The organism is Microbacterium sp. (assembly GCF_043427715.1).
Classification (GTDB): domain Bacteria; phylum Actinomycetota; class Actinomycetes; order Actinomycetales; family Microbacteriaceae; genus Microbacterium.
Genome location: NZ_JBHWTD010000017.1, coordinates 1 through 18,892, shown reverse-complemented (window position 1 = coordinate 18,892; position 18,892 = coordinate 1). Strand labels below are relative to the sequence as shown.

At 70.0% G+C, this 18,892-nt stretch carries 17 protein-coding genes and 2 pseudogenes; 8 read left to right on the top strand and 11 right to left on the bottom strand.

Annotated features, from left to right (window positions below):
- Positions 1 to 109 precede the first annotated feature (109 nt).
- Positions 110 to 682: a nitroreductase family protein gene (locus tag ACHFGS_RS01790; RefSeq protein WP_394278552.1), complete on the top strand. Its 573-nt coding sequence runs from the start codon at positions 110 to 112 to the stop codon at positions 680 to 682.
- Here the strand turns inward: ACHFGS_RS01790 and ACHFGS_RS01785 are convergent.
- On the bottom strand, positions 656 to 1,198 hold the full coding sequence (locus ACHFGS_RS01785; protein ID WP_394278551.1) for an ArsR/SmtB family transcription factor: 543 nt from the start codon (positions 1,196 to 1,198) through the stop codon (positions 656 to 658). The genes ACHFGS_RS01790 and ACHFGS_RS01785 overlap by 27 nt on opposite strands.
- 54 nt (positions 1,199 to 1,252) lie before the next feature.
- On the opposite strand from ACHFGS_RS01785, the pseudogene ACHFGS_RS01780 reads away from it, so the two are divergent.
- The 5 genes and pseudogenes from ACHFGS_RS01780 to ACHFGS_RS01760 all read left to right on the top strand — a co-directional run.
- A pseudogene (locus ACHFGS_RS01780) lies at positions 1,253 to 2,050 on the top strand (MFS transporter); the annotation flags it as partial.
- Positions 2,051 to 2,063: 13 nt separating this feature from the next.
- Positions 2,064 to 2,597 (top strand): hypothetical protein, encoded by a 534-nt coding sequence (locus tag ACHFGS_RS01775; RefSeq protein WP_394278558.1) that lies wholly within the window; start codon positions 2,064 to 2,066, stop codon positions 2,595 to 2,597.
- A 62-nt stretch (positions 2,598 to 2,659) separates the two neighbouring features.
- Entirely contained in the window at positions 2,660 to 3,817 is a 1,158-nt protein-coding gene (locus ACHFGS_RS01770; RefSeq protein ID WP_394278550.1) for a type III polyketide synthase, read from the top strand.
- The gene (locus ACHFGS_RS01765; protein WP_394278549.1) at positions 3,814 to 4,506 is read left to right on the top strand and encodes a methyltransferase domain-containing protein; all 693 of its coding nucleotides are present in this window, start codon (positions 3,814 to 3,816) and stop codon (positions 4,504 to 4,506) included. The genes ACHFGS_RS01770 and ACHFGS_RS01765 overlap by 4 nt, the downstream gene beginning before the upstream one ends.
- Positions 4,499 to 5,626: an FAD-dependent oxidoreductase gene (locus tag ACHFGS_RS01760; RefSeq protein WP_394278548.1), complete on the top strand. Its 1,128-nt coding sequence runs from the start codon at positions 4,499 to 4,501 to the stop codon at positions 5,624 to 5,626. The genes ACHFGS_RS01765 and ACHFGS_RS01760 overlap by 8 nt, the downstream gene beginning before the upstream one ends.
- A 45-nt stretch (positions 5,627 to 5,671) precedes the next feature.
- On the opposite strand, the gene ACHFGS_RS01755 is transcribed toward ACHFGS_RS01760, so the two are convergent.
- The 5 genes from ACHFGS_RS01755 to ACHFGS_RS01735 form a co-directional block, all read right to left on the bottom strand.
- Positions 5,672 to 6,496: a UbiA family prenyltransferase gene (locus ACHFGS_RS01755; protein WP_394278547.1), complete on the bottom strand. Its 825-nt coding sequence runs from the start codon at positions 6,494 to 6,496 to the stop codon at positions 5,672 to 5,674.
- Between the two features lie 30 nt (positions 6,497 to 6,526).
- The gene (locus ACHFGS_RS01750) at positions 6,527 to 8,737 is read right to left on the bottom strand and encodes an ATP-dependent Clp protease ATP-binding subunit (RefSeq protein WP_394278546.1); all 2,211 of its coding nucleotides are present in this window, start codon (positions 8,735 to 8,737) and stop codon (positions 6,527 to 6,529) included.
- Positions 8,738 to 8,830: 93 nt separating this feature from the next.
- Positions 8,831 to 9,922 carry a glycosyltransferase gene (locus ACHFGS_RS01745; protein WP_394278545.1) on the bottom strand — a complete coding sequence of 364 codons (1,092 nt, stop codon included), beginning with the start codon at positions 9,920 to 9,922 and terminating at the stop codon, positions 8,831 to 8,833.
- A 1-nt stretch (position 9,923) separates the two neighbouring features.
- The gene (locus ACHFGS_RS01740) at positions 9,924 to 11,144 is read right to left on the bottom strand and encodes a glycosyltransferase (protein ID WP_394278544.1); all 1,221 of its coding nucleotides are present in this window, start codon (positions 11,142 to 11,144) and stop codon (positions 9,924 to 9,926) included.
- A gap of 195 nt (positions 11,145 to 11,339) precedes the next feature.
- Positions 11,340 to 12,317: an endonuclease/exonuclease/phosphatase family protein gene (locus ACHFGS_RS01735; protein ID WP_394289084.1), complete on the bottom strand. Its 978-nt coding sequence runs from the start codon at positions 12,315 to 12,317 to the stop codon at positions 11,340 to 11,342.
- A gap of 49 nt (positions 12,318 to 12,366) precedes the next feature.
- Here ACHFGS_RS01735 and ACHFGS_RS01730 point away from each other — a divergent pair, with 49 nt between their 5' ends.
- Complete coding sequence (locus ACHFGS_RS01730; protein ID WP_394279123.1) at positions 12,367 to 12,969, top strand: hypothetical protein; 603 nt, start codon at positions 12,367 to 12,369, stop codon at positions 12,967 to 12,969.
- 59 nt (positions 12,970 to 13,028) lie between these two features.
- On the opposite strand, the gene ACHFGS_RS01725 is transcribed toward ACHFGS_RS01730, so the two are convergent.
- The 4 genes from ACHFGS_RS01725 to dnaK are packed head-to-tail and all read right to left on the bottom strand — an operon-like array spanning position 13,029 to position 16,961.
- On the bottom strand, positions 13,029 to 13,472 hold the full coding sequence (locus ACHFGS_RS01725; protein ID WP_394279122.1) for a heat shock protein transcriptional repressor HspR: 444 nt from the start codon (positions 13,470 to 13,472) through the stop codon (positions 13,029 to 13,031).
- A gap of 10 nt (positions 13,473 to 13,482) precedes the next feature.
- Entirely contained in the window at positions 13,483 to 14,466 is a 984-nt protein-coding gene (locus tag ACHFGS_RS01720) for a DnaJ C-terminal domain-containing protein (protein WP_394279121.1), read from the bottom strand.
- A gap of 15 nt (positions 14,467 to 14,481) precedes the next feature.
- Positions 14,482 to 15,096 carry a nucleotide exchange factor GrpE gene (locus ACHFGS_RS01715; RefSeq protein WP_394279120.1) on the bottom strand — a complete coding sequence of 205 codons (615 nt, stop codon included), beginning with the start codon at positions 15,094 to 15,096 and terminating at the stop codon, positions 14,482 to 14,484.
- 2 nt (positions 15,097 to 15,098) lie between these two features.
- Positions 15,099 to 16,961 carry a molecular chaperone DnaK gene (gene dnaK / locus ACHFGS_RS01710; RefSeq protein WP_394289083.1) on the bottom strand — a complete coding sequence of 621 codons (1,863 nt, stop codon included), beginning with the start codon at positions 16,959 to 16,961 and terminating at the stop codon, positions 15,099 to 15,101.
- A gap of 186 nt (positions 16,962 to 17,147) precedes the next feature.
- On the opposite strand from dnaK, the gene ACHFGS_RS01705 reads away from it, so the two are divergent.
- Positions 17,148 to 18,584 (top strand): MFS transporter, encoded by a 1,437-nt coding sequence (locus tag ACHFGS_RS01705; RefSeq protein WP_394278425.1) that lies wholly within the window; start codon positions 17,148 to 17,150, stop codon positions 18,582 to 18,584.
- A 37-nt stretch (positions 18,585 to 18,621) separates the two neighbouring features.
- On the opposite strand, the pseudogene ACHFGS_RS01700 reads toward ACHFGS_RS01705, so the two are convergent.
- Positions 18,622 to 18,892, bottom strand: a pseudogene (locus tag ACHFGS_RS01700) (NADP oxidoreductase); the annotation flags it as partial.

The window sequence follows — 18,892 nt, the reverse complement described above, 5'->3', positions numbered from 1 at the left end:
TCTTCACGTCTTCGAAAGGTGGGTGCGACATCCCCGGCGGGTCCGCGCTCGCCCGATGCTCAGACGATCTCCGGTTGAATGGAGGAACCCCCCAACCCCAGGAGACGCCTTGCTCGACCGCGCCGCGACGACCGACCGCCCCATCCTCGACGTGCTCACCGAACGCTGGAGCACCCGCCTGTTCGATGCGACGACACCCATCGACGAGGACGCGCTGGCATCGGCGCTCGAGGCGGCCCGCTGGTCGCCGTCGGCCTCCAACACGCAGCCGTGGCGCTTCATCGTCGCCCGCCGCGGCACCGACGCGCACGCCGAGATCGTCGAGTCGCTCATCGGCTTCAATCAGGCCTGGGCAGCGGACGCCGCGGCCCTCGTCGTCTTCGTCGCGGTCACCGAGCTCGACGGCAAGCCGCTCCGCTGGGCGTCGTACGACGTCGGCCAGGCGGCCGCGCACTTCACCGTGCAGGCACACGCGAACGGGCTCTACACCCACCAGATGGGCGGCTTCAACGCCGACCGAATCGCGGCATCCTTCTCGCTCGCACCCGAGCTGCGCCCGCTCACCGTGACCACCGTCGGCACCCTGGGCGACTACGCGAGCGCATCGGAGAAGGTGCAGGAGCGCGAGTCGGCGCCTCGCACCCGCCGCCCCGTGTCAGACTCGGTCCTCCTCGACGCCTGAGTCCCGCACCACCCGGGGATTCCGGTCCGGGTGCAGAACGGTCACCAGGGAGTAGGGGTCGCCGTCCTCGTCAGGACCGCGCTGCTTGAACTCCTCCACCAGGGCGTGCAGCCGCTGGCGGAGTTCGGCGAGGTGCTCGGCGTTCAGGCGGAGACCCAGCCACGTGGTGCGCACGTCCTCCGGGTCGACCTCCTCGAGCTGCTGCCGCATGGTCTCCAGGAGCACGACCGACTGATTGGGCACCGGCGGACCGTGCCACGACCTGCCGGTGGCGCGGTACGGCACCTCGCGGGCGCCGCGCGCACCGGAGCGCTCCGCCTCCGCGGCGAGCAGACCGGTGCTCACGAGGGTCCGGACGTGGTGGAGCATCGTGCCGGGGTTCACGCCGAGGAGACCCGCGAGCTCCTTGTTGGTGCGGGCGTCGAAGGCGCACAGGCGGAGGATGCGCAACCGCAGCGGTGAACTGAGGGCTCGTGCGAACGCCGTGGCATCCGCGTCATCCGACGCGTCGGTCATGCGCACATCGTATGCGATTGACAAAGTCCAATCACACCCCGCACACTGATCGACATGTCCCAATCACTCGGTCCGGATGCCGCGCCCGAACCCGGGCCGCAGCCATTCGACGAGATCGACCCCAAGGTCCCCGAACCCGCGCCGAAGCGCGGGCTGTGGCGCGACGGCAACTTCCTCACGATGTGGGGCGGGCAGACGCTCAGCCAGTTCGGCGCGCAGATCACCGAACTGGCACTCCCCGTGCTGGCGGTGCTGCTGCTGCAGGCGACGGAGTTCGAAGTGGGCGTGCTGAACGCCGCGGGAACAGCGGCCTTCCTCCTCATCGGGCTGCCCGCGGGCGCCTGGATCGATCGGATGCGGAAGCGTCACGTCATGATCTGGGCAGACCTCGTGCGGGCCGTCGCCCTCGCCGCCCTGCCGCTGCTGTGGTGGGCCGGGGCGCTCGAGATCTGGCACATGGTCGTCGTCGCGCTGGTGATGGGCGTCGCCACGGTGTTCTTCGACGTGTCGTACCAGAGCATCATCCCCTCGCTGGTGCGCGACGACCAGATCGCGGACGCGAACGGCAAGCTGCAGGCGACGCAGGAGCTCGCCGGGATCGCCGGCCCGGCGGCAGGCGGCTGGCTCATCGGACTCATCACCGCACCGTTCGCCATCCTCGCCACCGCCGTCACGTACGTCCTGTCGCTGATCGCCCTGCTGCGCACCCGCGACACCGAGGTCGTCGCGCCGAAGGGGTCGCACGACCCGCTCGTCCGCTCGATCCGCGAAGGACTCGCGTGGGTCTTCGGCAACCCGTACCTGCGACGGATCGTCGCGACGACGGCCGTGTCGAACTTCTTCGGCACCCTGACCGCCACCCCTGGTGCCGATCTTCATCCTGCGCACGCTCGGCCTCTCCCCCGAGGTGATGGGCCTCGTGTTCATGGCCGGATCGCTCGGCGGACTCGCCGGGGCGTTCGCGACCGCGCGCATCGTGGCATGGGTCGGCGAGGCGCGGGCGGTGCCCCTGAGCGCGATCATGTTCTCGGTGATCGCCTTGGTGCTGCCGGTGGCCGCGGTGGTGCCCCCGATCGCGGTCCCGCTCCTGATCGCGCAGAACTTCCTGATGATCTTCCCCGTCCTCGTGTACAACATCACCCAGGTCACGTTCCGGCAGCGAATCACCCCGAAGCGGCTGCTCGGCCGGATGAACGCGTCGATCCGGTTCTGTGTCTGGGGCGTCATGCCGATCGCCGCACTGCTGGCCGGCGGCCTCGGCACCTGGCTCGGCACCACGGCGACGCTGTGGATCGGATCGTTCGGCGCCCTGCTGTCGGCGGCATTCGTCGTGTTCGGGCCGTTCTGGCGCCGGGACCTTCCCGCCGCGGCATCCGAGGCCGATCCGACGGCACCATAGACGACCGGCTGCGACCGCAACAAGGGTCGCCGCAGTGGTCTGCGCGCCGGTTACGGTGAGGCATGACCTCGCGGATCCTGGGCATCGGCACGGCGGTGCCGCCCGCCCGCCTGCATCAGAGCGCGGTCCGCGACCTGTTCGCCGGGCAGCCGGGCACCGACCGGCTGAGGCGGCGGCTGATCGGTGCCGCTTTCGACGGGTCGGCGATCGAGACGCGGCACACCGTGCTCGACGACTTCGCCGCCGCAGCCGACCGCATGACGCATACGGGTGCCGCAGGCACCGATCCCGAGCGGATGCCACCGTCCGACGCCCCGTTCCGCTCCGTCGACCCGCTCGGCACCCTCCTCTCCCCGCCGACCGGGGCGCGCAACGACGCGTACATCCAGCTCGCGCCCCCGCTCTTCGCCGAGGCATCCCGGCGCGCGCTCGACGCGGCATCCGTCACCCCGTCCGACATCACCCACGTCGTCACGGTGTCGTGCACCGGGCTGTTCGCACCCGGCCCGGACTTCCGGCTGGTGCGCGACCTCGGGCTGAGCGCTACGGTCGAGCGCTACCACCTCGGCTTCATGGGGTGTGCGGCGGCGGTGCCCGGGCTGCGCGCGGCCGCGCGCATCTGCGACTCCGATCCGAGCGCCGTGGTGCTCGTCGCGTGCGCGGAGCTCTGCTCGCTGCACTTCCGCGAGCCGGACGATCACGACCAGATCGTCGCCGCATCGGTGTTCGCCGACGGGGCGGCGGCCGCAGTCGTCAGCGCTGACCAGAGCCGCCGGAGCGGCCGGTGGCTCGATCTCGACCGCTTCGCCACGACGCTCACCGTGGACGGCGAGCACGACATGGCGTGGACGATCGGGGACACCGGGTTCGAGATGGTGCTGTCGGCAGAGGTCCCCCGCATCGTGGGGCGCGAGATCCGCGGCGCCGTCGACCGGTTCCTCGGCGACGAGGACGTCGATGCGTGGGCGGTGCACCCCGGCGGGCGCAGCGTGCTCGACCGCGTCGAGGTCGGGCTCGAGCTCGCCCCGACCGCGCTCGACTCGTCACGGGCCGTGCTCCGCGACTACGGCAACATGTCGAGCGCGACGATCCTCTTCATCCTGCGCGGATTCCTCGAGGGCGACCTCGCCGACGGCGCGCGCCTCGCCGCCCTCGCCTTCGGACCGGGACTCACGCTCGAGTCCGCCCTGATGACCGTCGGCCGGAGCGACGCGACGTGAACCTCCGGGAGCGCGACACGGACCTCCGCGAGCTGATGGACGATCCCGACTGCGACCCGCATCGCCTCGCCGCGACCCTCCGCCGCTTCGACACGGTCAACCGGCTGATCGGCGGGTGGGGCCGGGCGTGGGAGCACCATCTCGCCCCGGCGCTGCGCGCTCTCGACCGTCCCGCGCGTGTCCTGGATGTCGGCAGCGGCGGCGGCGACGTCGTCGCCCGCCTCGCCGCCCGCGCCGAACGCGACGGGCTCCAGGTCGACTGGCTGGGCATCGACCCCGATGCGCGCGCCCTCGACGTGGCGCTCGAGCGGGAACGCCCAAACGTGACCTTCGCCCAGACGGATGCCGCGACCCTCCGCGCCACCGGCGCACGCTTCGACGCGGTGATCTCCAACCACGTCCTCCACCACCTCGATGCCGCAGAGCTCCCCGGCTTCGCCGAGGACACCGCCGGTCTCAGCACCGGCCCCGTCCTCCTCGCCGACATCGAGCGTGGACACCTGGCCTACGCCCTCTACAGCATCGGGGTGACGCCGCTCCAGCGCGGCACCTTCCTCCGCACCGACGGGCTGCGCTCCATCCGCCGCAGCTACCGCGCGGGTGAACTGCAGCGGGCTCTCGGCGGCGACTGGCAGATCGTCACGCCCGCCCCCTTCCGCCTGCTCGCAATCGGGCGCGGCCGTGGCTGACGTCATCGTCGTGGGCGCCGGTCCCGTCGGCACCCTCCTCGCCGCCGAGCTCACCCGCTTCGGCGTCGACGTCACCCTGCTCGAAGAGCGCCCGTCCCCCGGCGCGGGCTCCCGAGCGATCGGACTCCACGCTCCGGTGCTGTCCGCCCTCGAGAGCGGGGGAGCGACCGACCGGATCCTGGCCTCCGCCGTCCGGGTCCGCCGCGGCGAGGCTCGCAGCGACGGTCGCCTTCTCGGGACGGTCCGTTTCGACCGGCTGAACACGCGGCATCCCTACGTCGCCACTCTGCCTCAGGCCGCGACCGAGGCCGCCCTCGCCGCCGGTGCGCCCGACCCGGTCCGCGGAGTCCGTGTCACCGGCATCCACCCCGATCCGGACGGCGTCACCGTCCGTTCCGACGGGGCCGAGCACCGCGCACCCATCGTCGTGGTCGCTGCCGGCGTCGGCGCCCGTGACCTCGTCTTCACGCGCGGCGCTCTCCGCCGCACCGCGTACCCCGACCGCTATCTGATGACGGATGCCACACTCCCCCCGCGCCCCGATGCCGAGACCGCCGTCGTGCACCTGTCCCCCGGCGGCGTGCTGGAGTCGTTCCCCCTCCCGTCCGGTCAGCGCCGCTTCGTGGCATGGGATGCCGGCAGCCCGAACACCCCCGACGAGCACCTCGCCCGCCTGAAGACCGCACTCGCCGAGCGGGGAGAGTCAGCGGCCGCCGAAGAGATCACAAGCGCCACGTCGTTCTCGGTGCGGCGCGTGCTCGCGCCCGCCCTCCGCCGCGGCCGCCTGTTCGTCATCGGCGACACCGCACACGAGATCAGCCCGATCGGCGGTCAGGGACTGAACCTCGGGTTGCTGGATGCCGCGACGCTCGCGCCCCCTCTCGCCGAGTGGGTCCAGCGCGGGTCGGAGCCCGCCGCAGCCCTGGCCCGATGGGAGCTCGGCCGCCTGCGCTCCGCGCGCACCGCGGGCCGGATCGCCGCACTCAACATGCGCCTCGGCCGCCCGGTCTCGCCGCGCGTCCACGCCGTCCTCACACGTTCGCTCGGCGCCGCGATCGCCGCCACCGGCCCACTCGTCCCGCACGCCTACTCGATGGGCTTCGACACCGCGTCCCGGTGACCGCCGCCGGCAGGATCCCGACCGGTCACCCGGCCGGCATCCGGCTCAGCCGGTGAGACCCGCCGAGGTGACGACCAGCTGGGCGGCGAGGACGAGCGCGGCGAGCATCACCAGCCGGAATCCGCCGCGGTCGACGCCGCGACGGAGCATCCGCGAGACGATCAGGGCCGCGACGAGGACGACGGCGCAGAAGAACGCCCAGCCGACCGGGCGCGCGCCGCCGCCGATGAGCACCGCCACGGCCGCTGCGACGATTCCGGCGACCGCGATGCCGACCGACAGCGGAGCACCGAGCCGATGCGGCAGGCCATGCACACCGGTTCGCCGATCGTCGTCGAGATCGGGGAGCACGTTGGTGAGGTGCACCGCGGCGCCCAGAGCAGCGCCGGCGACAGTCGCCCAGGTGGCAGCGATCGACGGATCGGCCGCCGACAGGGTCGGGAGCGAGGGGAACAGGCCGAAGCTCACCAGGAACGGGACGATCGAGAGCGGCGTCGCCTTGAGTACGGCGTTGTACGACCACGCCGAGATCAGCGCGATCCCGTGTGCGAGGAGCATCCACCCGCCGAGCAGAGCGGAGAGCGCGAGCGCGGCGACGACGCAGACGGCGGCGGCGACCCAGACGGTCCGGCGGCGGGTGTCGCCACGGACGAGCGGCTTGTCGGCGCGACCGACGGCGGCATCCCGCAACAGGTCGAGCGCGTCGTTCGACAGCCCGACCGACAGCTGCCCGAAGAACACCGCCGCGACCAGCACGACGAAGCGCCACGGCTCGAGCCCGGCGGCGAGACCGAGTGCGAGCGACAGGACGGTGACGACCATCGCGGGCCCGGGGTGGGTGGCACCCCAGAGCGCGCGCAGTGTCCGCATCACCCGATGCTATGCCCGCGCGGCATCCGATCAGTCGTCGAGCAGCTCGGCCTCGATGACGTCGTCCTCGCTCGTGACCGGCGCCTGGCCGCCGCTCGTCAGCGCGAGCCCCGAACCATCGACGGCAACGTCCACCCGCACCGTGTCACCGTCGTGCACGCCGCCCGAGAGCAGCGCCATCGCGAGGCGGTCCTGGATCTCGGACTGGATGAGGCGGCGCAGCGGCCGGGCACCGAACAGCGGGTCGTATCCGCGCTCTGCGAGCCACGCCCGGGCGTCGGGGGTGACGGCCAGCGTCAGGCGGCGGTCCTTCAGGCGTCGCTGCAGCGCGTCGACGGCGAGCTCGACGATCTGTGCGAGGTCGGACTCGGTGAGCGGCTCGAACATCACGATGTCATCGAGCCGGTTGAGGAACTCGGGGCGGAACGCCTGCCGGACCATCGCCATGACCTGCTCGCGCTTGACCTCGCTCGACAGCGTCGGATCGATCAGCACCGGCGAGCCGAGGTTGGAGGTGAGGATCAGGATCGCGTTGGTGAAGTCGACCGTACGGCCCTGACCGTCGGTGAGACGGCCGTCGTCGAGCACCTGCAGCAGGATGTCGAACACCTCGGGGTGCGCCTTCTCGACCTCGTCGAGCAGCACCACCGAATACGGCCGACGGCGGACGGCCTCGGTCAGCTGTCCACCCTGCTCGTACCCGACGTACCCGGGAGGGGCACCGACGAGCCGGGCGACCGAGTGCTTCTCGCTGTACTCGCTCATGTCGATGCGGACCATGGCGCGCTCGTCGTCGAAGAGGAACTCGGCGAGCGCCTTCGCCAGCTCGGTCTTGCCGACGCCGGTGGGGCCGAGGAACAGGAAGGAGCCGGTCGGCCGGTTCGGGTCGCTGATCCCGGCGCGCGAGCGGCGGACCGCGTCGGCGACGGTCTTGACCGCGTCCTTCTGCCCGATGAGTCGCTTGCCGAGTTCGGATTCGAGGTGCACGAGACGACCTGACTCGCTCTGCAGGAGTTTTCCGACCGGGATGCCGGTCCACGCCGCGATCACGTCGGCGATGTCCTCCTCGGTGACGCGGTCGCCGACCATGCGCTCGGCGCCGTCCGCGCCCGCCTGTTCGGCACTCTCGGCCTCGGCGAGCTTGCGCTCGAGGGCGGGGATCTCGGCGTAGAGGAGCCGGGAGGCGCGCTCCAAGTCGCCCTCGCGCTGAGCCCGCTCGGCTTCGACGCGTGCGGCATCCAATCGCGTCTTGTAGTCGCCGACGGCGTTCAGCGACGCCCGCTCCCGCTCCCAGCGCGCCTGCAGCTCACCGAGCTGCTGCTGCACCGTTGCGAGCTGATCGCGCAGGGCGGCGAGGCGCTCCTTCGACGCGTCGTCCTTCTCCTTCTTGAGAGCGAGCTCCTCGAGCTTCAACCGGTCGGCGTGACGGCGGAGCTCGTCGATCTCCATCGGGGCGGAGTCGATCTCCATGCGCAGCCGGGACGCGGCCTCGTCGATCAGGTCGATCGCCTTGTCGGGCAGCTGTCGCGCCGGGATGTACCGGTGCGACAGCGCCGCGGCGGCGACGAGCGCGCCGTCGGAGATCGCGACCTTGTGGTGCGCCTCGTAGCGCTCCTTGAGCCCGCGGAGGATCGCGACGGTGTCCTCCACGCTCGGCTCACCGACGTACACCTGCTGGAAGCGGCGCTCGAGCGCGGCATCCTTCTCGATGAACTCGCGGTATTCGTCGAGGGTGGTCGCGCCGATCAGGCGGAGCTCGCCGCGCGCGAGCATGGGCTTGAGCATGTTGGATGCCGCGACCGACCCTTCGCCGCCGCCGGCGCCCATGAGGGTGTGGAGTTCGTCGATGAACGTGATGATGCGGCCGTCGGATTCGGTGATCTCCTTGAGGACGCTCTTGAGGCGCTCCTCGAACTGGCCGCGGTACATCGCGCCGGCCACGAGCGCGGAGATGTCAAGGGAGATGAGCTCCTTGCCCTTGAGCGACTCTGCGACGTCTCCCGCGACGATGCGCTGGGCGAGGCCTTCGGCGACGGCTGTCTTGCCGACGCCGGGCTCGCCGATGAGCACCGGGTTGTTCTTGGTGCGGCGGGTGAGCACCTGACTGACGCGGCGGATCTCGCTGTCGCGTCCGATCACCGGGTCGAGCTTGCCTTGACGCGCGCGATCGGTGAGGTTGATCCCGAACTGCTCGAGGGCGCTCTTCTGCTCCTCCTGCCCGGGTGCCGGCTGTGCGTTCATCTGTCGCTCCTGGTCTGTGTGAGAAGGTTGAGTCTCACTGACTCAACTTTATCACGCATGGCGCGAGGGCGGCAGGGCCGACGGCTCGAGGATTCAGCGCACCAATCCGCGCGCCGCGCGCAGCAGGATCTCCGCCGACCGCGCCCAGTCGAACGCGGCGATGTGGGCCGTTCCCGCGCGGACGAGCCGCTCCCGCACGCCCGGCTCATCGAGCGACCGCACGGCCGAGGCGACCGCGGCTGGATCGAGCGGATCGACGTACAGCGCTCCCCCGCCGGCGACCTCGCGGAAGATCTCCATGTCCGTCACGACGGCGGGAACCCCGAGCTCGAGCGCCTCCGCCACCGGCAGCCCATACCCCTCGTCGAGGCTCGTCGTCACGAGCGCGGCGTGGTCGGCCAGGAGCGCGGCGTATTCGGCATCCGTGACGCCGTCGTGGAACACGATCGACCCGGGACGGGAGTGCCGCTCGAACTCGGCCCGACGCTCGGCCGGGATCCGCGACAGCAGGTGCAGCGTGTGCTCGGGAAGCTGACGCATGGCGGTGACGAGCGTCTCGACGTTCTTGTACGGCATGAATGAGCCCATGTAGACAAGGTTCCGGATGGGCCCCTCGCTGACCGCGACACCGTCGGCGAGCAGATCCGCGAGACGCTGCGGGGCGTTCGGGATCACGATGACGGGGCGTCGGGTCAGCTTCACGCGGGCGAACTGCCGGGCGCTCGTCTCGCTGACCGTCGCGACCAGGTCGGCGGCGTTCAGCGTCAGTCGCTGCGGCCAGTACGAGAGGTGGAACAGGCGCCAGCCCACGCGCACGAGCCAGGGCAGCGCGTGCGGCGGGGTCCGGTGCCGGTAGTAGATCGTGTCGTGCAGCGTCAGGATCAGCCGGAACCGGCGCCCGGCGGAGCCGATCGTCTGCATCGGCGAGAAGACCACATCGGGCCGGTGCCGGTTCAGGATCCGCGCCGTGAACGGCTCGCGGACCGACGTGGGCCCGTGGATCGTGAGCGTCGCGGCACCTTCAGGGAGGAACCGCTGCTGATCGGGGTCGCAGATCAGGTAGGTCACCTCGACCTCTGATCCGGATGCCGCGGCCGCCACCGCTGCGGCGAGTTCGGCCGAATAGCGGCTGATGCCGTCGTGGAAATCGGTGCGGATGTACCGGGCGTCGAAGAACAGCCGCATGTCAGGCGTCGAGGGGCTCGCCGCGGTAGAGCTTCTCGAACGTGTCGAGGGTGCGCTCGATGTCGTGGATCTCGATGCCGCTGAGCGAGGCCTGCTGCATGCGCGAGTACTCCTCCGGCGTGGCCGTCAGCACCGCGCGGAGCTTCTCCGCGAGCTGGTCGGCGTCGCCCGGCTCGAACAGGTACCCGTTCTCGCCGTCGTGCACGAGGTGCGGGAGGGCGACGGCGTTCGCCGCGACGACCGGCAGCCCCGAGGCCATCGCCTCCATCGTCGCGATGGACTGCAGCTCGGCGACCGAGGCGATCGCGAACACGTCGGCGCGCGAGTAGGCGGCGCGGAGCTCCTCCTCGGACACCCGACCGCGGAAGATCACCCGCTGCTCAAGCCCGAGACGCTTCGTGTGCTGCTCGAGGTTCTTGTGCTGGTCGCCGCCTCCGACGATCTCGAACGTGATGTCGAGTTCGGGGACGAGCTTCGCGATCGCTTCGAGGGTGACCTCGACGTGCTTTTCGGTCGTGAGGCGCCCGACGAACAGCACGCGCGTGCGCTGCGGGCGCACGGAGAGATCGGGCGTGTAGTTGCGCTTGTCGATACCGCAGCTGATCGGGACGACTCCGGAGATGTCGATCGTCTCCTCGAGGAACGCGGCCGCCCGGCGCGTGGGGGTCGTGACCGCGCGCGACATCTTGAAGGTGCGCTCCGCGTCGGCCCACGCGAGCTTGAGGAAGACGTCGTAGAGCGCCTTCGGCAGCAGCGTGAAGTCGAGGATGTTGTCGGCCATCACGTGGTTCGTCGCCACGACGGGGATGCCGCGCTGCCGCGCGATGCGGGTGAGGGCGCGGCCCAGGACGATGTGCGACTGGCTGTGGACGACATCGGCATCCACCCCGTCGAGGATGCGGCGCGAGTAGTGCTTGGCCATCCACGGGAGGACGAAGCGGAGCCAGTCGTGCGGGTGCCAGCGCCAGCCGGGGAGGCGGTGGACCGTGATCTGCTGACCCTCGATCTCCTCGATGAACACCCCGTGGCGACGGTGCGTGACGCTCGGGGTGACGACGTGGACCTTGTGTCCGCGCGCGGCGAGACCCGCCGAGAGCCGCTCGGTGAAGCGCGCGGCACCGTTGACGTCGGGGGCGAAGGTGTCGGCCGCCATCACGACGGTGAGGGGACGGTTCGTCTCAGCGGGCTCGGGAGTGTGCTCGTCCGAAGGCGTCACGGTCACGGGTACAGTGCCAATCTTTGCGGCGGGAGGCGCAGGGGGGTGCGGGCGGCGGCGGCCAGGGGTCACGGTGGTCACGGCAGCGCTGGTGTCCGAGTCTAGTGCGGCCTGCTCCGCAGACCCGGGACCCCAGGCGCGCGCCGCTCGGCGGCGACGCGGCCGGGGTCGGTCCCGCGTGCAGCGACGGGCCGCGCGGACTCAGGCCAGGCCGAGGCGGACGACGAGCGGGTGGTGGTCCGATCCGAGCGGCGCGACGTACTTGCCGTTTTTCATCTTCCCCACGTTGGCCCAGCCGTAGACGACGGTGCGGCGCGGCTTCACGAGGACCTTGTCGACGTGGTCGCCCCACACCCCGCCGATGACAGGCGTCGTCGAGAAGTCGGGGTTCGCCGTGTTGCGGTGCTGCCCCGAGAGTCGGCGCGCCTGGTCGTAGGAGTCGTGCCAGCCCATGTTCTCGAGGATCTGCTGGCTGTCGTCGCCCGAGCGCGACTTGTGCGTGTTGAAGTCGCCGAGCACGACGACCGGCGCCTTCGTCCAGTCGGTGACGTGCCCGTGCGTGGCGTTGAGCTTGCGGAGCGTGTTGCGCAGGAAGTACGGCAGACGCCCGGCCTCGTACTCACGCTGCTTCACGGCGGACGTCGTGTTGCCGTAGACGAGGTGGGTGTTGACGACGAGCATGTACGAGCCCGTCTTGTGCTTCAGGGCCGCCCAGGCCATGCCCTTGCCGGAGGTCGCGTACTTGCTGGCGAACCGCGCGGTGCCGGTGGTCCGACCCTTGCTGTTCTTGGAGACGAGCGAGTAGACGCCCTTGCGGACGAGGATGTCGGCCTGCCCGTTGTGGACGTGGCGGTAGCCGGCGGGCGCCTTGGTGTACCGCGACGCCTCCTGCATGGCGACGAGGTCGGGCTTCACCTCGGTGATGCGCTGATTGATGACGCGCGCCCGGGTGGCGATCGACGAGCACGCGTTGGAGCAGATGTTCCACGTCATGACGCGGTGCTGCGGCGACCCCGCCGGGAGCGAGGCTTGCGCGGCGATCGTCTCGTGGGCGACTCGCGTGCCCTTCGGGCCGTATCCGGCGGAGTTCGTGGCGCGGATCTGGACGAAGTAGACCTGCCCACGCTTGAGGCCCCAGCGCGGCAGCCGTGAGCACAGCGGCGAGCCAGCGGAATGCACGTGTCTGGTACATAGGCGGACCATAACAAGCGGACCATAGAGTCGGGTGATGGCGAGATTGCAGGCACAGGCCGACCCCGCACGGTGGGCTCCCATCACCGGCTCCTTCGGACTCCGCGGGCGTCGCGCGCGCAAGAAGGCGATCGGGATGCTGTTGGGCCAGGCGAACGCCGCATTCGGGCGCGAGCAGCCCGGCAGCCGGATGGCCGCCTGGGCGATGAGTCAGGCACTGCCGGCACTCATGCGCCGCGCCGACGGTCGCGTGCTGGCATGGGTGTGGAAGGACGATCCCGAGCTGCTCGTGGTGATGGCGCAGGTGCAGGTGCTGACCTCCGCCCTCCGCGCCGCACGGGCGAGCATGCCGATCGAGTACGACGACACCGAGAACTTCACCGGCTCGCCGCTCGGCGTGGGCGAGAAGCTCGAGATGCCGCTGCCGCCGAACGAGCGGCAGACCCCGTTCGCCAGCTACACCTGGGACACCGGCACCCACCTCGTGACGCTCACCGCGGTCATCGCCGACCGGGAGCGGTTCGGTGTCGTGCTCCCCGCCGTGGATGACCTGGCCCGCTCGCTGCGACTGGTCGACGACCTGGCCGTCGGCGAGCGTCCCGACGGCGGTCCGGGCAACCTCCGCATCGACCCGGCCTGACCCGCGGCGTGGCCGGACCCGCGGCCCGGCACCGGTCGGCCGGAATCAGTCGGCCGGAATCAGTCGTCGTCCGAGCCGGGGGCGATCGGGCGCCACAGTACGACGTCGGTCGCGCGGCGCACACGGGCGCCCTGGCGCAGGGTGACGACCGCCCCGGACGCGCCGGCGGCGAACACGCGCGCACCGGGGCGCTGGGCGACCTCTTCGCGCAGCCGGTAGCGCAGCTCGGAGACCTCGCGGCGCAGCATCCGCACCTCGTTCTCGAGCTCGATGATGCGGGAGATGGCGGGAAGGCTCACGCCGTCGGCCGACATCTGTGCCACCTCGCGCAGCTGCGCGACGTGGCGGAGGGAGTACCGGCGCGACCCGCCACGGGTGCGCGCCGGTACGACGAGACCGCTCCGGTCGTACTGCCGGAGCGTCTGCGGGTGCATGCCCGCGAGCTCCGCCGCCATCGCGATCGCGAGGATCGGGGCTTCTTCGTCGATCTGCTCGTTCGCCATGCCTCTCACCTCACTCGCGCGCCTTGGCCATCAGGTCGGCGCGGGGGTTCTCCTTGGGCTCGTGTTCCGCGAACGCCTCCAGGGCCTCTCGGGCCTTGTCGTCGAGGTGCGTCGGCACGGCGATCTGCACCTCGGCGAGCAGGTCGCCGGTGCCCTTCTTCGTCTGCACGCCGCGCCCCTTGACCCGCAGCACACGTCCCGACGGGGTTCCCGGTGCGACGCGCAGCTTGACCGGGTCGCCGCCGAGGGTCGGCACCTCGATCGTGGCGCCGAGCACCGCCTCGGTGAACGTGACCGGCACGGTGAGGCGGAGGTTCAGGCCGTCGCGGGTGAACACGGGGTGCGGACGCACCGAGACGGTGAGCACGATGTCGCCGGGCTCGCCGCCGTCCGGCGAGGGCCGGCCCTTGCCGCGCAGGCGGATCTTCTGCCCGTCGGCGACACCCGCCGGCACCTTGATCTTGATCGGCTTGCCGTCATCGCCCTGCAGGGTGATGGTCTCGCCCCGCACGGCGGTCGTGAAGTCGAGCGTCGTGCGTGCCGTGACATCCGATCCGCGCTGCGGACCACCGAAGCCGCGGAAGCCGCCGGTCGACTGACCGAAGCGTCCCGAGCCGAAGCCCGCGGTGCGCCCCTGCTGGCCGAACATCGCGAACAGGTCGTCGAAGTCGGCCTGCTGGCCACCGCCGCCGGGCGTGAACCGACTGAAGACGTCCTCGAAGCCGCCGCTGGCTCCGGGCTGGAAGCGTGCGCTCCCCGAGCCCATCGCCCGCAGCTGGTCGTACTCGGCGCGCTGCTCCTTGTCGCTGAGCACCGAGTACGCCTCGCTGATCTCCTTGAACTTCGCCTCGGCTGCGGCATCCCCCGCATTCGAGTCGGGGTGGTAGGTGCGCGCCAGCTTGCGGTACGTCTTCTTCAGATCGGCGTCGGAGACGTCCTTCGACACACCGAGGACCTTGTAGAAGTCCTTCTCGAACCAGTCCTGACTGGCCATTGCCCTCCCTCCCTCTTACTCGGCCGGAACCGCGACCACGACCTTCGCCGGTCGCAGCTCGATCTCACCCAGGCGGTAGCCGATCTCGACGACCTCGAGGATCGTCGGCTCGGTCGTGCCCGGGGTCGGCGCCTGGAAGATCGCCTCGTGCTGCTGCGGGTCGAACGCGTCGCCGGCTTCGGCGTAACGCTCCACGCCCAGCCGCGCGACGACGCCACGCAGCTTGTCGGCGATCGCGGCGAGCGCGCTGCCCTCGACGAGGTCGCCGTGCTTCTCGGCACGATCGAGGTCGTCGAGCACGGGCAGGAGCCCCTTCGCGACGGACCCCTTCGCGCGCAGGAGTTCGACCTCGCGCTGATCTTCGGTGCGGCGGCGGTAGTTGGCGTACTCGGCCTGCACGCGCTTGAGGTCGAGCAGCAGGTCGTGCTCCTCCTCGGGTGCGTCGGCGACGGCGGCCTCGTCGGACTGCTCCGCACCGAGGATGTCCTCGATGGTCAGTTCGTCCGCGGCGTTCTCCGCAGCCTCGGTGGGCTCCCCCTGCGGGGCGGGGCCGGAAGCATTCGCTTCCGACCCCTCCTCACCGAGGACCTCGTCGCCGTCTTCGGGCTTGTCGAAGTCCTTGTCCGCCATGGTTACTTCTTCTCGTCCTCGTCCTCGACGACTTCGGCGTCGACGACGTCCTCATCGGAGGATGCCGCCTGCTCGCCCTCAGGCGCGTCGGTGGGTGCCTGCGCGGCATCCGCCTGACCGGCGTTGTAGATCGCCTCGCCGATCTTCGACTGCGACGCGTTCAGCTTGTCGAAGGCGTCTTTCACAGCGTCGTCGTTGTCACCGGCGAGCGCCGTCTTGAGCGCGTCGACGTCGGCCTGGACCTCGGTCTTGACGTCCTCGGGCAGCTTGTCGGCGTTGTCGGCGATGAGCTTCTCGATCGAGTACGAGAGCGTCTCGGCCTGGTTGCGAATTTCGGCGGCCTCGCGGCGCTTCTTGTCCTCGGCGGCGTGCTCCTCGGCCTCGCGCACCATGCGCTCGATGTCCTCCTTGGGCAGCGACGAGCCGCCCGTGATGGTCATCGACTGCTCCTTGCCGGTGCCCTTGTCCTTCGCCGACACGTGGACGATGCCGTTCGCGTCGATGTCGAAGGTGACCTCGATCTGCGGGATGCCACGGGGAGCCGGGGCGATTCCGGTGAGCTCGAACGTGCCGAGCGGCTTGTTGTCGCGGGTGAAGTCGCGCTCACCCTGGAAGACCTGGATGGCGACCGACGGCTGGTTGTCGTCAGCGGTCGTGAAGGTCTCGCTGCGCTTGGTCGGGATGGCCGTGTTGCGCTCGATGAGCTTCGTCATGATGCCGCCCTTGGTCTCGATGCCGAGGCTCAGGGGGGTGACATCGATGAGCAGCACGTCCTTGCGCTCACCCTTGAGGACACCGGCCTGCAGGGCGGCGCCGACGGCGACGACCTCGTCCGGGTTCACGCCCTTGTTGGGCTCCTTGCCGGCTTCCTTCTTCACGAGCTCGCTCACAGCGGGCATACGCGTCGAACCACCGACGAGAACGACGTGGTCGATGTCGGAGACCTTGATGCCGGCCTCGCGGATGACGTCCTCGAACGGCTTCTTGGTGCGGTCGAGGAGGTCCTTGGTGAGGTCCTCGAACTTGGCGCGGCTGAGGGTCTCGGACAGCGAGACGGGACCCGACTCGGTCAGCGACAGGTACGGGAGGTTGATCGAGGTCGACTGCGAGGAGGAGAGCTCCTTCTTCGCCTGCTCGGCAGCCTCCTTGAGGCGCTGCAGGGCGATCTTGTCGCTCGAGACGTCGACGCCCGAGGTGTCCTTGAACTGCTTGATCAGGTACTCGACGATGCGCTGGTCCCAGTCGTCACCACCGAGGCGGTTGTCACCGGCGGTGGCGCGCACCTGGATGGTCGAGAAGTCGTCGTCCTTGCCCACCTCGAGGAGGGAGACGTCGAAGGTTCCACCACCGAGGTCGAAGACGAGGATGAGCTCGTCTTCCTTGCCCTTATCGAGGCCGTAGGCGAGGGCGGCGGCGGTGGGCTCGTTGATGATGCGGAGCACGTTGAGGCCCGCGATCTCACCGGCCTCCTTCGTGGCCTGACGCTCGGCGTCGTTGAAGTACGCCGGGACGGTGATGACCGCGTCGGTCACCGTGTCGCCCAGGTACTGCTCGGCGTCACGCTTGAGCTTCTGGAGGATGCGCGCCGAGATCTCCTGCGGCGTGTAGTTCTTGCCGTCGATCGCCGGGGTCTTCCAGTCGGTGCCCATGTGACGCTTCACCGAGGTGAGCGTGCGGTCGACGTTCGTGACAGCCTGGCGCTTCGCGGTCTCGCCGACGAGCACCTCGCCGTCCTTCGTGAACGCGACGACCGAGGGCGTCGTACGCATACCCTCGGCGTTGGCGATGACCTTGGGCTCGCCGCCTTCGAGGACGCTGACGACCGAGTTGGTCGTTCCGAGGTCGATTCCCACTGCACGTGCCATGTGTGTCTCCTTCGTGTGGATCTGCGGATCGGGAAAGTCGTGGACGGATCAGGAACCTGAGCCGTGTGGACTCAACGATACTCGGCCGCATCCGATGTGTCAATCAGACTTGATATGACTCGACTCAAGTTCGGGTGCGCGCGCCGTGTCTCCGGCCCGTTGATCGCGCACGATAAAGTGCGGCTCATGACGCGCACCAACGGCGGGACGCCCGAGATCCCCGCCACAGCCGATTCCGGCGCACTCCCCGTGATCTTCAAGGACCTCGAGGAGCGACCGGTCGCCCGCAAGAAGGTCGTCTCCTGGGCGATGTGGGACTGGGCGATGCAGCCCTTCAACACCGTGATCCTGACCTTCGTCTGGATCGCGCTGTACCTCACGTCGCGGCAGTTCCTCGACCCGGCGGTGCGCGAGTCCGGCCTTCTCTCCGACGGCTCGTACATGAACTGCAACGCATCGGAGTACCTCGGCAGCGACTACTGCCAGGGGCTCACCGACCTGTCGGAGTGGTGGGGCTGGGCGAACTTCGCCGCCGGAATCCTGATCCTGCTCCTGGCACCCGTGCTCGGCCAGCAGGCTGATGCCCGGGGCAGCAAGAAGAAGTGGATCATCGGCGCGACCATCGCGATCGCCCTGATCCAGTTCACGCTGTTCTTCGTCGAGGCCGACCCGAAGTTCTTCTGGTTCGGTGCCTTCGCCGTCGCCGTCGGTGCGGTCGTGTCCGAGATCGGCAACGTCAGCTACTACGCGATGCTCTCAGAGGTGTCGACGCCGAAGACGGTCGGCCGCGTCTCGGGCCTGGGCTGGGGCCTCGGCTACATCGGCGGCGTCGTCGCGCTGATCATGTGCATCCCGATCCTGTTCGGCATCGGACAGGACGAGCCGCTGGCGTACAAGCTGGTCGCCGTCGTCTGCGGTGTCTGGACGCTGGTGTTCGCGATCCCACTGTTCCGCAACGTGCCCGAGTCGCCCGCATACCGGGCATCCGAGAAGGTGGGCTTCTTCACCTCGTACGTCGTGCTCGCGAAGAACCTCAAGCGCCTCTTCCAGACCGATCGCCCGACGTTCTGGTTCCTCGTCTCGGCGGCGGTCTACCGCGACGGCCTCGCGGGCGTCTTCGCGTTCGGGGCCGTCCTCGCGGCGCAGGGCTTCGGGTTCTCGTTCCTCGAGGTGATCGTGTTCGGTCTGGCCGCGAACCTCGTCGCCGGCGTCTCCACCCTGCTCGCCGGTCGACTCGACGACAGGATCGGCGCCCGCAACCTCATCGTCATCGCCCTCTCGGGCCTGGTCGCGATGGCCTTCGTCGTGTTCGTCCTGAAGGACCTCGGCTCGATCGTCTTCTGGATCTGCGGACTCATCCTCTGCGCGTTCGTCGGGCCGGCACAGGCCGCCAGCCGCAGCATGCTCACCCGCCTGACGCCGGTCAGCATGCAGGGCGAGATCTTCGGGCTCTACGCGACGACCGGCCGCGTGGCCTCGTTCCTGTCACCCCTCGCCTGGTCGCTGTTCCTCGCCTGGTTCGGCGGCATCGTCTACGGCGTGCTCGGCATCGGCCTCGTGCTGCTGATCGGCCTGGTCATGCTGCTGTTCGTGAAGCTGCCGGCGCACCAGCGCGCTGACTGACACGTGGATGCCGCGCACCGCGGCATCCACGTGATGGTCAGCGCTCGGCGCGGGCCAGGTTCGCGCGCAGCTGGTCGGCGGTCTGAGAGACGACATACGCCGGCTGGTCTCGTTCGACACGCCAGCTGTCCTGCAACGGACCGATGTTCACGGTGTCGTAACCGAATTCGTCGTAAAGCGCCGTGATGAACGCGACGGCCTCGTCGGAGTCACTCGCGGTCGCGAGCGCGCGGCGCCCGTCAGTGCCGGCGGGCCGTCCGTCGGTGAGGATCTGCGACGCCATGATGTGATTGAAGCCCTTCACCACG